Here is a 12,467-nt window from a genome sequence, read left to right on the forward strand (position 1 = left end):
CTTCTCGAACACGCAGCTGGATGGTCTGGCTGGCAAAACCGGCACTACGGGCCATCATGGATAAACGACTTGGAGGGCCATGGCCATGGGACGTCTGACCCGCGTTCTTGTCGCCCTGACCCGCTGGGGGCTGGGCGTATGCGCCCTGTTGGCGGTTTTGGTGGCGCTGTATGTCAGCCTCGGCCGCGAACTGGTGCCGCTGGTCGCCGAGTACCGCGCCGATGTAGAGCGCAAGGCCGAGCAGGCGCTGGGCCTCCCTGTACATGTGGGTGCCTTGGAAGGCCGTTGGAGCGGGCTGGCACCGGTGCTGCGGGTGCGCGACCTGCAATTGGGCGAAGGCGCCACCGCGCTGCGCCTGGATGACGTGATGGTGGTGCCCGACGTCTGGGCCAGCCTCACCGCCCGCGAAGTGCGCCTGGCACGCATCCAGTTGGGCGGCTTGCAGTTGATCCTGCGTGAGAACGAGCAGGGCGTCTGGGACCTCGAAGGCCTACCCAAGAAGGACGATGCGCCATTGGACCCGGCCGACCTGTTGCAGCGCCTGCGCCAGCTAGGCCGCGTCGATGTATTCGACAGCCAGGTCACCCTGCACCCCTGGCAGCGCGACCCGCTTACCCTGACTTATGTGAGCGCTGGCCTGCAGGCCGGCCCAGCACGCCAGGCGGTGGACCTGCGGGCGACCTTGCCTGACGGCCAGCCTCTGGCACTCACCCTGCACAGCCGTATGTCGGCCAAGGCCTGGCGCGATGGCGAGGTCGAAGCTTATCTGAGCCTGCCGCAAAGTGACTGGTCGCACTGGCTGCCGCCAAGTCTGCTGGGACAGTGGCAAGCTGACACCCTGCGCGCAGGTGGTGAGTTCTGGGTCGACTGGGGCAAAGGGCAGCTGCAGCAGGCCGTAGTACGGCTCAATGCGCCTGAGCTACAAGGCGCCTATGCCGGACGAAAGGCCGCCAAGCTTGATAACCTGGCCTTGGGCGCCTGGTTCCAGCGTCGCGAGCAGGGCTTCGATGTGGTGGTCGACTCGTTGGCCATGGACATCGGCAAGCGTCGCTGGGAGTCGCACCTGCAGTTGCAGCAGCGCCCTGGCCAGAGTGCTGCCGATGAAAGCTGGCAGGTACAGGCTGATCGTCTCGACCTCACGCCGCTGACCCCGTTGATCGATGCCTTGGCACCGCTGCCAGACAACGTCATGGACGTGGTAAATGGCTTGAAGGTGACCGGTGCGCTGCGCAATGTGCGCCTCGAGGCCAGGCCCAAGGCCGAGGGTGATCAGCGCTTGCAGTTCGCCGCCAACCTGGAGAAGGTGGGTTTTGAGGCTTATCACAGTGCGCCAGCCGCCGGTAACGTCAGTGGCAGCATCAGTGGTGACCTGGGCCACGGCGAGCTGCGCCTGGATACCGATGCGTTCATGCTGCATCTGTACCCGATCTTCGCCAAACCCTGGCACTACCAGAAGGCCAATGCACAGCTGACCTGGGCCTTGGACAAAGACGGTTTCACCCTGATCGCGCCGTACCTCAAGGTGCTGGGCGAAGAAGGCAAGATCGCCGGTGACTTCCTGATCCGCCTATTGTTCGAGGAAGGCCGCGAGGATTACATGGACCTGCGCGTCGGCCTGACCGAGGGCGATGGTCGCTATACCGCCAAATACCTGCCTGAAGTGCTTAGCCCGGCGCTCGACGAGTGGCTGCGCAGCGCCATCGTCAAAGGCGCGGTGGATGAAGGTTACTTCCAGTACCAGGGGTCGTTGAATCATGGCGCGGTGCCAGAGGCACGCAGTATCAGCCTGTTCTTCAAGGTGCATGACGCGGCCCTGGATTTCCAGCCCGGTTGGCCGCAGGTGCAGCATGTGGATGGCGATGTGTTCATCGAGGACAGCGGCGTGCGCATCAAGGCCCAGCGCGGTGTGTTGCTCGACACCAAAGTCAGCGATGTACAGGTCGATATTCCGCATGTCGAGGGTGATCAGCACAGCCACCTTTACCTGGATGGCGATTTCGACGGCAGCCTGGGCGATGGCCTGAAAATCCTCAAGGAAGCACCAATCGGCACCGGTGAGATTTTCGCCGGCTGGGAAGGTGAGGGGCCACTGAAGGGCAAGGTCAAACTCGACATCCCGCTGGCCCATGGGCAGCGGCCGAAAGTGCAGGTGGACTTCGCCACCAGCGATGCGCGGCTGAAAGTCGCCCCGCCGAGCCTGGAATTGAACCGCCTGAAGGGTGACTTCAGCTTCGACTTCGACAAGGGCCTGAGTGGCAAGGGCATCAGCTTGCAGGCCTTCGGCAAGCCAGTGACGGCGCAAATCTCCGCTGAAGGCCAAGCGGGGCAGATGCAGACCCGTATCAATGCCAATGGCCAGGTATCGCTCAAAGCGTTGACCGACTGGCTGCAGTTCACCCCGTCCTTGCCGGCGTCCGGCGACCTGCCGTACCAGTTGCAGCTAAGCCTGGGCAGCCGGGAAAACAGCCTGAGCGTCACCTCCAGCCTCAAGGGCCTGGCGATCGACCTGCCAGCGCCGTTCGGCAAAGCAGCGGCGGATACCCGCGACAGCCGCTTCAGCATGAACCTGCAAGGCCCGGAGCGGCGCTTCGATGCCTCCTATACCGACCTTGCACGTTTTGCCTATGCCGCACCGGCCGACAAGCTGGCACAGGGCCGTGGCGAGCTACTGTTGGGTACCGGTGACGCCCAGCTACCTGCCAGCCAAGGCCTGAGGGTGCGCGGGCGTTTGGAGGCGCTGGACCTGGCTCCCTGGCAAGAACAGGCGGCCCGCCTGGCCGGTGACGACCCCGGTGGCAGTGCGCGGCAGAACCTGCAAAGCGTCGACCTGAGCATCGGCCAGTTGAAAGCCTTCGGCATGGACCTGAATCAGGCTGTAGTGCGGCTGGCTCGAGGCGGCCCGGCCTGGGATTTGCGCCTCGATAGCAAGGAAGTCATCGGCAACGCCCGCGTACCGGATGCCAAGGGCGCGCCAATGGTCGTGCGCATGCAGACCTTGCGCCTGCCTGCCGCCAGCGCCGCAGAGCAGCAGGCTGAAGAAGGCCCGGACCCGCTGGCCTCGTTCGATCCGCGCAAGGTGCCGGCGCTGGACCTGAGCATCGACAAGCTCTACCGCGGTGACGACCTGTTCGGCAGCGCCTCGATCAAGCTGCGGCCGACTGCGCGTGGCGTTACCGCCAGCGACATCGACCTTGACTTCAAAGGCTTGCGCATCGATGGCGGTGGCGGCTGGGAAGGTGAAACCGGCAAAACCAGCAGCTGGTACAAAGGGCGTCTGGACGGCAAGAACCTGGCGGATGTGCTCAAGGCCTGGGGCTTCGCTCCCACCGTGACCAGCCGCGACTTCCGCCTGGATGTAGATGGCCGCTGGCCGGGTTCGCCTGCCGCGGTGAGCCTGACGCGTTTTTCGGGCAGCATGGATGCGGCGCTGCGTACGGGCCAATTCGTCGAGGTTGAAGGCAGCGCCCAGGCACTGCGGGTGTTCGGCCTGCTCAACTTCAACTCGATTGGCCGGCGCCTGCGTCTGGACTTCTCCGACCTGTTCGACAAGGGCCTGGCCTATGACCGGGTCAAGGGTTTGCTGGTAGCCAGTAGCGGCGTGTACGTGACCCGCGAACCGATCACCGTGACCGGCCCATCGAGCAACTTCGAGCTGGATGGCACGCTGGACATGGTGCGCGACCGGGTGGATGCCAACCTGCAGGTGAGCCTGCCGGTGACCAATAATCTGCCGCTGGCGGCGCTGATCGTCGGCGCACCCGCTGTGGGCGGGGCGCTGTTCCTGGTCGATCGACTGATCGGTGATCGTGTGTCGCGCTTTGCCAGCGTTCACTACCGTGTCGAAGGCCCGTGGAAAGAGCCTAGAATCACATTTGTGAAACCTTTCGAGAAATCCCGCTAGGAGTACCCATGAAGGCAGCGGTAATCCAGATGGTCAGCCAGGATGACGTGCTGGCCAACCTGCAGCGTGCCGGTGCCCTGCTGGAGCAGGCAGCGTTGGGCGGCGCACGGCTGGCGGTACTGCCGGAAAACTTCGCCGCCATGGGCCGCAAGGACGCCGCAGCCATTGGCCGTGCCGAAGCCTTGGGTGATGGGCCGATTCTGCCATGGTTGAAACGCACCGCCCGCGACCTCAAGTTATGGATTGTTGCCGGTACCTTGCCTTTGCCACCGGTCGGCCGGCCTGAGTCCAAGGCCCATGCCTGCTCGCTGCTGATCGATGAACACGGCGAGGTGGTGGCGCGTTATGACAAGCTGCACTTGTTCGACGTGGACGTTGCCGATAATCGCGGCCGCTACCGTGAATCGGACGACTACGCCCATGGCGACCAAGTGGTGGTGGCCGACACGCCCGTCGGGCGGCTGGGGCTTAGCGTGTGCTACGACTTGCGTTTCCCCGAACTGTACAGCGCATTGCGTGCTGCCGGCGCGGAGCTGATCACTGCGCCGGCTGCTTTTACCGCCGTGACCGGCGCGGCACATTGGGAGGTGCTGGTGCGCGCCCGGGCCATCGAAACCCAGTGCTACCTGCTGGCTGCGGCGCAGGGAGGCACCCACCCAGGCCCACGGGAAACCCATGGCCATGCGGCGATCGTCGACCCTTGGGGGCGCATCGTCGCAGAACAGGCGCAAGGCGAAGCGGTACTGCTTGCCGAGCGCGACATTGAAGAACAAGCGTCCATTCGGGCGCGCATGCCGGTGGTTTCGCACCGGCGCTTTTTTTCGCAGGGCGCGTTGCGGCCTGCGCACACCTCGGAGTGACTATGAGCCAGATGTTATCCACCGTCAGTGAGCAGCTCCTGGCCCCAGGCGGCTTGACCCTGGACAGCCTGCAGAGCGTACTGGGTGAGTTGGCCGGCCCCGGCATCGACGCCGCCGACCTGTATTTCCAGGGCCAGATCTCGGAAACCTGGGCGCTGGAAGACGGCATCGTCAAAGAGGGCAGTTTCAACCTCGACCAAGGCGTGGGCGTGCGTGCCCAATCCGATGAAAAAACCGGTTTCGCCTACAGCAATGCCATCAACCTCGAAGCACTGACTTCGGCAGCCCGTGCGGCCCGTTCGATTTCCCGCGCTGGGCAGAACGGCACGGTGCAGGCCTTCCGCAGCCAGGAGGTGACTGCCCTGTATGCCGCGGACAACCCGCTGGACGTGCTCAGCCGTGCCGAAAAGGTCGAGCTGCTCAAGCGTGTCGATGCCGCTACCCGCGCCTTGGACCCCCGCATTCAGCAAGTCAGCGTGAGCATGGCCGGAGTCTGGGAGCGCATCCTGATCGCGGCGGCCGATGGCAGCCTGGCCGCCGACGTGCGCCCCCTGGTGCGCTTCAACGTCAGCGTCATCGTCGAGCAGAACGGCCGTCGCGAGCGCGGTGGGCAGGGCGGTGGCGGGCGTACCGATTACCGTTTCTTCACCGAAGAGCGGGTGATGGGGTATGCCCGCGAGGCGCTGCGCCAGGCCTTGGTGAACCTGGAGGCCATCCCGGCGCCGGCCGGTACCTTGCCGGTGGTGTTGGGTTCGGGCTGGTCGGGCGTGCTGTTGCACGAGGCGGTCGGCCATGGCCTGGAGGGCGACTTCAACCGCAAGGGGAGTTCGGCATTCAGTGGCCGCATCGGCGAGAAAGTGGCGTCGAGCCTGTGCACCATCGTGGACGATGGCACCCTGGAAGGCCGCCGTGGATCGCTGAGCGTGGATGACGAAGGCACCCCGACCGAATGCACCACGCTGATCGAGAACGGCGTACTCAAGGGCTACATGCAGGACAAGCTGAACGCGCGTCTGATGGGCATGGCGGTGACCGGCAACGGCCGCCGTGAATCCTATGCGCACCTGCCGATGCCACGCATGACCAACACCTACATGCGAGCCGGCGAAAGCGACCCGCAGGAAATCATTGCGTCGGTGAAGAAGGGTATCTACTGCGCCAACCTCGGTGGTGGCCAGGTGGACATCACCAGCGGCAAGTTCGTGTTCTCGACCAGTGAGGCCTACCTGATCGAAGACGGCAAGATTACCGCCCCGGTGAAGGGCGCGACCCTGATCGGCAATGGGCCGGAGGCGATGAGCCGTGTGTCGATGGTCGGTAACGACCTGGCGCTGGACAGCGGGGTAGGGACATGCGGCAAGGACGGGCAGTCGGTGCCAGTGGGGGTCGGGCAGCCGACTTTGAAGCTGGATGCGATTACCGTGGGCGGTACCGGGGCGTGATGGCTGCGGGGACCGATGTGGCAGCGGGCATGCTCGCTGCCACATCGGTCCCGTATGTCAGCGCAACCCGCGCTGCAACTCGTCGAGGTCGCGGATGTACTTGAATACCTTGCGCGCGGCGGCTGGCGGCTTGTTCCGGGCCTTTTCGTGCTGGGCATGGCGCACCAGTGAGCGCAGCTGCTGGCGGTCGGTGTCGGGGTACTCGTTGACGAAGCGCTCGAGGTCCTCGTCGTTGCCGTCGATCAGCCGGTCGCGCCAGCGCTCCAGGCTGTGGAAACGCTCGTTGTACTGGCGGCTCGAGCTGTCCATCTGCTCGAGCAGGGCGTGGATGGCATCGAGGTCCTGCACGCGCATGAGCTTGCCGACAAACGACATGTGGCGTTTACGGGCACCATGAGCGGTGTGCTTGCTGGCCTCGGCCAGGGCCTTGCGCAGCTCGTCGGTCAACGGCAGGCGGGCCAGGGTATCGGCTTTGAGCGTGGTAAGGCGCTCACCGAGTTCGACCAGCTCATGCAGTTCGCGCTTGATCTGGGTTTTGCTTTTTTCGCCGTCGAAGGCGTCGTTGTTTGAATCAACCATGGTGGCAGTCCGCTAGAAATCGTCGCCATGATAACCAGTCGGGGGCCGCTTGTCCGGCCCGGTCGTAGAATGACCCCAAGCCGTACGCAGAATTTGAGTGGAGAGAACCATGAGTGCAGTCCAGAGCGTAGGTCCGAAAGACCTGCCAGCATTGCAGGAGCAGGTCGAGGCGATCATCGCCGAGGCGCGCCGCCAAGGGGCCAGTGCCTGCGAAGTGGCAGTTTCGCTGGAGCAGGGCTTGTCCACCACGGTACGCCAGCGTGAAGTCGAGACGGTCGAATTCAACCGCGACCAGGGCTTTGGTATCACCCTTTATGTTGGCCAGCGCAAAGGCTCGGCCAGCACTTCGGCCAGTGGCCCGGACGCGATCCGCGAAACCGTTGCCGCTGCCCTGGCCATTGCCAAGCATACTTCCGAAGACGAATGTTCGGGCTTGGCCGACGCGGCGCTGATGGCCCGTGAAATTCCTGATCTGGACCTGTACCACGATTGGGATATCGAACCCGAAAAGGCCATCGAAATGGCCCTGGCCTGCGAGGCGGCGGCGTTTGATGCCGACCCGCGCATCCTCAACGCCGATGGCACCACCCTCAATACCCACCAGGGCTGCCGCGTGTATGGCAACAGCCATGGCTTCATCGGTGGGTACGCCTCGACCCGGCACAGCCTGAGCTGCGTGATGATCGCCGAAGGCGAAGGGCAGATGCAGCGTGACTACTGGTACGACGTGAACCGTCGGGGCAACTTGCTGGCCGACCCGCGCAGCATTGGCGTTCGCGCTGCACAGCGTGCTGCCAGCCGACTGGGTGCCCGGCCGGTTCCCACTTGCGAGGTGCCGGTGCTGTTTTCGGCCGAACTGGCCGGTGGCCTGTTCGGCAGCTTCCTGTCGGCTATTTCCGGCGGCAACCTGTACCGCAAGTCGTCCTTCCTCGAAGGTACCATTGGCCAGCGCCTGTTCCCTTCCTGGCTTACCCTCGACGAGCGCCCGCACATTCCGCGCGCGTTGGGTAGCGCCGCGTTCGACGGTGATGGCCTGGCCACCTACGCCAAGCCGTTCGTCGACAAAGGCGAGCTGGTGTCGTACCTGCTGGGCACCTATTCCGGGCGCAAGCTGGGCTTGCCAAGCACGGCCAACTCCGGTGGTGTGCACAACCTGTTCGTCACCCACGGCGTCGAAGACCAGGCCGCGTTGATTCGCCGTATGGGCCGCGGCCTGCTGGTGACCGAGCTGATGGGGCATGGGCTGAACATGGTGACGGGGGATTATTCCCGTGGTGCAGCTGGCTTCTGGGTCGAAAATGGCGAGATCCAGCACGCGGTTCAAGAAGTGACCATCGCCGGCAATATGAAAGACATGTTCCAGCAAATTGTCGCGATCGGTAACGATCTTGAAACGCGCAGCAATATCCATACCGGGTCGGTGCTGATCGAGCGGATGACCGTCGCGGGTAGCTAATTGCCGCCAGAAACATGCAGTGAAATCGAAGACCCGGCCATCGTGCCGGGTTTTTCTTTCACTAACGGATACTTGAAGTGATTCTATTTATCACTTAATAATGAATATCATTATCCAGTCACCCGGCGATGATGTTCATGAAACCCGTCCTCCGCGAACTGCCCTACCTGGAAAACTGGCGCTGGCTCAGCCGGCGCATTCGCTGTGCGCTCGAGCCTGACGAGCCACGGCTGATCGAGCATTACCTGGCCGAAGGCCGCTACCTGGTGTGCTGTACGCAAACCTCGTCATGGACGGTGGCACTGACCTCCTTCCGCCTGCTGCTGGATACCGCCTGCGACCGCATGCTGCCCTGGCATTGGCGCTGCCAGTGCCTGGACCAGGCCTGGCGACCGCTGCTGGACCTGCGCAACCTCGACCGCCAGGAGCAGAACCAGCGCTGGCAACCCTACGCCCTGCAGTTGGCCAATTGCCGCCTGCTGCCGTCGATTTCTCCCGATGAACTGATGCAAGGATTTTATGATGAGTGATACCCGTATCGAGCGTGACAGCATGGGTGAACTGCAGGTGCCTGCCCAGGCCCTGTACGGCGCCCAGACCCAACGCGCGGTCGACAACTTCCCGATCAGCGGCCAGCGCATGCCGGCCCAGTTCATTCGTGCTCTGCTGCTGGCCAAGGCAGCCGCGGCCAAGGCCAACATCGAGCTGGAACAACTGTCCGCCGCGCAGGGCCAAGCCATCGTCAAGGCTGTCGAGCAACTGTTGGCCGAAGACTTCATCCAGCATTTCCCGGTCGATGTGTTCCAGACCGGCTCCGGCACCAGCTCGAACATGAACGCCAACGAAGTGATCGCGACCTTGGCCAGCCGCGTACTGGGTGAGGCAGTCAATGCCAATGATCACGTCAACTGTGGCCAGAGCAGCAATGACATCATCCCGACCACTATCCACGTCAGTGCCGCGCTGGCCCTGCACGAACAGTTGCTGCCAGCCTTGGCGCACCTGGTACAGGTGATCGAGGCCAAGTCGGCGCAAGTGCATCAGTATGTGAAAACGGGCCGCACCCACCTGATGGACGCCATGCCGGTGCGCATGAGCCAGGTGCTGGATGGCTGGGCGGCACAGATCAACGGCGCCAAGGCACACCTCGAAGCCACCTTGCCGAGCCTGCAGGCGCTGGCCCAGGGCGGCACCGCCGTGGGTACCGGCATCAATGCCCACCCCCGGTTCGCTGGCGTGTTTGCCCGCCAACTCAGTGGCCTGACCCAAGTCGAGTTCACCCCAGGGCAAAACCTGTTTGCCCTGATCGGTTCGCAGGATACCGCCGTGGCCCTGTCTGGCCAGCTCAAGACTACCGCTGTGGCACTGATGAAAATTGCCAACGACCTGCGCTGGATGAACTCCGGCCCGCTGGCCGGCCTGGGCGAAATCGAGCTGCAAGGCCTGCAGCCTGGCTCTTCGATCATGCCGGGCAAGGTCAACCCGGTGATCCCGGAGGCCACTGCCATGGTCGCCGCCCAGGTGATCGGCAACGACGCCACCATCGCCATCGCGGGGCAGTCCGGTAACTTCGAGCTGAACGTGATGCTGCCGGTGATCGCCCGCAACCTGCTGGAAAGCATCGAGCTGATGGCCAACGTCAGCCGCTTGCTGGCCGACAAGGCCATCGCCACCTTCAAGGTCAACGAGGGCAAGCTCAAGGAAGCCCTGGCGCGCAACCCGATCCTGGTCACTGCGCTGAACCCGATCATCGGCTACCTCAAGGCCGCCGAAATCGCCAAGACCGCGTACAAGCAAGGTCGCCCGATCATCGATGTGGCGCTGGAGCACACCGATTTGTCGCGTGACCAGCTCGAAGCACTGCTGGACCCGGAAAAACTCACCGCCGGCGGAATCTGACCCTGCGTCACCGCCAAGGAGATTTGCCATGCAGCACTGGAAACGCACCACGGAAACCGCCAACCGCCTGTTCGATCAAGGCGAGCTGGTCGACGCCCGGGAACACTACCTGCAAGCCCTGGCGCTGGCCCAGGTGCTGTTCGAGCGCTGGCATGACGTCGACGAAGCGGTGGCCGCTTTCGTCATCGCCCACCATAACCTGGCCGACTTGCACCTGCGCCTGAACCAGCCGCAGGAAAGCGCCGACTACTTGTGCGCCGCTCACCAGCGGCTGCTGCAGGCCAGCCAGGAGACGCGCCTGCCGCAGGCGCTGCGTGATGCGGCCTTGCGCCACAGCGGGCGCACCTACACCGAACTGCTGAGTTTCATCGCCGAGTACGGCCAGTACCCGCGTACCGAGCGCCTGCTAAGTCGCCACAGCGCCGGGGCCAGCGAGCTCGCTGCCCAGCGGGACCTGGCACCCAGAACCCATGCCTACGGAATTCACTGACATGCCACATACCCTGCCTGCATTGCCATACGCCTATGACGCGCTGGAGCCGCACATCGACGCCCAGACCATGGAAATCCACCACACCAAGCATCATCAGACCTACGTGAATGGTCTCAACGCCGCTATCGAAGGTACCGAGTGGGCCGAATGGCCGGTTGAGAAGCTGGTTGGCGCCGTCAAGCAACTTCCGGAAAACCTGCGTGGCGCAGTGACCAACCACGGCGGCGGCCACGCCAACCACAGCCTGTTCTGGACCGTCATGTCGCCACAGGGTGGCGGTGAGCCTGTGGGCCAGCTGGCGCAAGCTGTCACCGCGCAACTGGGCGGCTTCGAGGCTTTCAAGGAGGCTTTCACCAAGGCTGCGCTGACGCGCTTCGGCAGCGGCTGGGCCTGGCTAAGCGTGACACCGCAGAAAACCCTGGTGGTAGAGAGCAGTGGCAACCAAGACAGCCCGTTGATGCACGGCAATACGCCAATCCTCGGCCTGGACGTGTGGGAGCACGCGTATTACCTCAAGTACCAGAACCGTCGTCCGGAATACATCGGCGCCTTCTACAACGTCATTGACTGGGCGCAAGTGGAGCGCCGTTACCTCGAAGCCCTGAAGTGAGTCGAACCGGTATGCGCTCTGAGGTGATGTCTGTCAGCAGTGTGCGCCTGTTCCGCCTGGCGCTTGGGACCTTGCTGTTGCTGGCTGGCACCGCGCTGCTGGTAGCGCGTGGCCTCGCCTGGCTGGACCTGGAGCCGCGCATGCTTCGCGCCCTTGAGGGCGGTGCGCTATGTGCGCTGGGCACTGCACTGGGCGCAGTACCGGTACTGGTCATTCGCAACATGCCAGTGGCGCTGGCCGACACGCTGCTGGGTTTCGGCGCCGGTGTGATGCTGGCAGCCACCGCGTTTTCCCTGATCATTCCGGGGTTGGATGCCGCCCAGTCCATCGGGTTCAGCCCTTGGGGCGCGGGTGGCCTGATCAGCTTCGGCTTGTTGTTCGGTGCGCTGTGCCTGTTTCTGGTCGACCTCAAGGTGTCTGGCGCCTCGCCAGAAGCGCTGGTTGGCCCCGACAATCAGCCGGTGATTGCTGCACGTATCTGGCTGTTTGTCATTGCCATCATTGCGCACAACATCCCTGAAGGCATGGCGATTGGAGTGTCGGCCGGTGGCGGCATGGCCGACGCCGACAGCCTGGCCATGGGCATTGCGTTGCAGGATGTGCCTGAGGGGCTGGTGATTGCGCTGGTGCTGGCCGGGGCGGGCATGCCGCGTTTCAAAGCTTTCCTGATAGGCGCTGCGTCAGGGCTGGTCGAACCGGTGGCCGCAGTGATCTGTGCCTGGCTGGTGAATGTTGCCGAACTCCTGCTGCCGCTGGGTTTGGCCTGTGCGGCGGGGGCGATGCTGCTAGTGGTCACCCAGGAAATCATCCCGGAGTCGCGCAGCAATGGCCACCATCGGCTGGCTAGCCTGGGGTTGTGTATCGGCTTCTGTCTGATGATGGTGATGGATACCGCGATGTCCTGATTCATCATCAGGTTGGCGCGCACTCCAACAAGGAGTGTGCCGGCTTTATTCGCCTTCGTCGAAGAAGTTGTTGATCAGTTCGACCAGCGCGTCCATGGCATCGCTGTCTTGCTCACCCTCGGTATGCAGGTGCACCTGGGTGCCTTTGCCCGCTGCCAGCATCATCACCGCCATTATGCTCTTGCCATCCACCAGCTTGTCCGGCGCACGTCCAACCCGTACCTGGCAGGGGAAGCGGCCGGCCACGCCGACGAACTTGGCTGCCGCCCGGGCATGCAGGCCCAACTTGTTGATGATGGTGATTTCGCGGGCGGGCATCGTG

The 12,467-nt window shown here is 63.7% G+C and carries 11 protein-coding genes; 9 read left to right on the top strand and 2 right to left on the bottom strand.

The window, feature by feature from the left end; genetic code table 11:
• Positions 1-79: 79 nt before the first annotated feature.
• The 3 genes from ACNQP3_RS04845 to tldD are packed head-to-tail and all read left to right on the top strand — an operon-like array spanning position 80 to position 6,203.
• On the top strand, positions 80-3,901 hold the full coding sequence (locus ACNQP3_RS04845; RefSeq protein WP_069942222.1) for a YhdP family protein: 3,822 nt from the start codon (positions 80-82) through the stop codon (positions 3,899-3,901).
• Positions 3,902-3,909: 8 nt separating this feature from the next.
• Positions 3,910-4,761, top strand: a complete 852-nt coding sequence (locus tag ACNQP3_RS04850) for a carbon-nitrogen hydrolase family protein (RefSeq protein ID WP_060494441.1) — start codon at positions 3,910-3,912, stop codon at positions 4,759-4,761.
• Positions 4,762-4,763: 2 nt separating this feature from the next.
• The gene (gene tldD / locus ACNQP3_RS04855; RefSeq protein ID WP_060494440.1) at positions 4,764-6,203 is read left to right on the top strand and encodes a metalloprotease TldD; all 1,440 of its coding nucleotides are present in this window, start codon (positions 4,764-4,766) and stop codon (positions 6,201-6,203) included.
• A 57-nt stretch (positions 6,204-6,260) separates the two neighbouring features.
• Here the strand turns inward: tldD and yjgA are convergent, their stop codons facing one another.
• On the bottom strand, positions 6,261-6,782 hold the full coding sequence (yjgA, locus tag ACNQP3_RS04860) for a ribosome biogenesis factor YjgA (protein WP_012270647.1): 522 nt from the start codon (positions 6,780-6,782) through the stop codon (positions 6,261-6,263).
• A 109-nt stretch (positions 6,783-6,891) separates the two neighbouring features.
• Here yjgA and pmbA point away from each other — a divergent pair, with 109 nt between their 5' ends.
• From pmbA to ACNQP3_RS04890, 6 genes are all read left to right on the top strand, one after another.
• Positions 6,892-8,238, top strand: coding sequence for a metalloprotease PmbA (gene pmbA / locus ACNQP3_RS04865; RefSeq protein WP_012270648.1), 1,347 nt, complete (start codon positions 6,892-6,894; stop codon positions 8,236-8,238).
• 128 nt (positions 8,239-8,366) lie between these two features.
• On the top strand, positions 8,367-8,768 hold the full coding sequence (locus ACNQP3_RS04870) for a FagA protein (protein ID WP_264316851.1): 402 nt from the start codon (positions 8,367-8,369) through the stop codon (positions 8,766-8,768).
• Positions 8,761-10,137, top strand: a complete 1,377-nt coding sequence (locus ACNQP3_RS04875) for a class II fumarate hydratase (protein ID WP_060515350.1) — start codon at positions 8,761-8,763, stop codon at positions 10,135-10,137. Before ACNQP3_RS04870 ends, ACNQP3_RS04875 begins: the two co-directional genes overlap by 8 nt.
• Before the next feature lie 28 nt (positions 10,138-10,165).
• Positions 10,166-10,627 (top strand): hypothetical protein, encoded by a 462-nt coding sequence (locus tag ACNQP3_RS04880; RefSeq protein WP_012270651.1) that lies wholly within the window; start codon positions 10,166-10,168, stop codon positions 10,625-10,627.
• Between the two features lies 1 nt (position 10,628).
• Positions 10,629-11,240 carry a superoxide dismutase gene (locus ACNQP3_RS04885; RefSeq protein ID WP_012270652.1) on the top strand — a complete coding sequence of 204 codons (612 nt, stop codon included), beginning with the start codon at positions 10,629-10,631 and terminating at the stop codon, positions 11,238-11,240.
• Positions 11,241-11,251: 11 nt separating this feature from the next.
• Positions 11,252-12,145 carry a ZIP family metal transporter gene (locus ACNQP3_RS04890; RefSeq protein ID WP_264317282.1) on the top strand — a complete coding sequence of 298 codons (894 nt, stop codon included), beginning with the start codon at positions 11,252-11,254 and terminating at the stop codon, positions 12,143-12,145.
• A gap of 45 nt (positions 12,146-12,190) precedes the next feature.
• Here the strand turns inward: ACNQP3_RS04890 and ACNQP3_RS04895 are convergent, their stop codons facing one another.
• Entirely contained in the window at positions 12,191-12,463 is a 273-nt protein-coding gene (locus ACNQP3_RS04895; RefSeq protein ID WP_010952144.1) for an HPr family phosphocarrier protein, read from the bottom strand.
• Positions 12,464-12,467: the final 4 nt, after the last annotated feature.

Origin of the sequence: Pseudomonas sp. LFS074 (genome assembly GCF_047978165.1) — a bacterium.
In the GTDB taxonomy this organism is placed as follows: domain Bacteria; phylum Pseudomonadota; class Gammaproteobacteria; order Pseudomonadales; family Pseudomonadaceae; genus Aquipseudomonas; species Aquipseudomonas putida_P.

Bases quoted from the DNA above. Each gene is read 5' to 3' on its own strand.
- ACNQP3_RS04845 (WP_069942222.1), top strand. From the start codon at position 80: ATGGCCATGGGACGTCTGACCCGCGTTCTTGTCGCCCTGACCCGCTGG.
- ACNQP3_RS04850 (WP_060494441.1), top strand. From the start codon at position 3,910: ATGAAGGCAGCGGTAATCCAGATGGTCAGCCAGGATGACGTGCTGGCC.
- tldD (WP_060494440.1), top strand. From the start codon at position 4,764: ATGAGCCAGATGTTATCCACCGTCAGTGAGCAGCTCCTGGCCCCAGGC.
- yjgA (WP_012270647.1), bottom strand. From the start codon at position 6,782: ATGGTTGATTCAAACAACGACGCCTTCGACGGCGAAAAAAGCAAAACC.
- pmbA (WP_012270648.1), top strand. From the start codon at position 6,892: ATGAGTGCAGTCCAGAGCGTAGGTCCGAAAGACCTGCCAGCATTGCAG.
- ACNQP3_RS04870 (WP_264316851.1), top strand. From the start codon at position 8,367: ATGATGTTCATGAAACCCGTCCTCCGCGAACTGCCCTACCTGGAAAAC.
- ACNQP3_RS04875 (WP_060515350.1), top strand. From the start codon at position 8,761: ATGAGTGATACCCGTATCGAGCGTGACAGCATGGGTGAACTGCAGGTG.
- ACNQP3_RS04880 (WP_012270651.1), top strand. From the start codon at position 10,166: ATGCAGCACTGGAAACGCACCACGGAAACCGCCAACCGCCTGTTCGAT.
- ACNQP3_RS04885 (WP_012270652.1), top strand. From the start codon at position 10,629: ATGCCACATACCCTGCCTGCATTGCCATACGCCTATGACGCGCTGGAG.
- ACNQP3_RS04890 (WP_264317282.1), top strand. From the start codon at position 11,252: ATGCGCTCTGAGGTGATGTCTGTCAGCAGTGTGCGCCTGTTCCGCCTG.
- ACNQP3_RS04895 (WP_010952144.1), bottom strand. From the start codon at position 12,463: ATGCCCGCCCGCGAAATCACCATCATCAACAAGTTGGGCCTGCATGCC.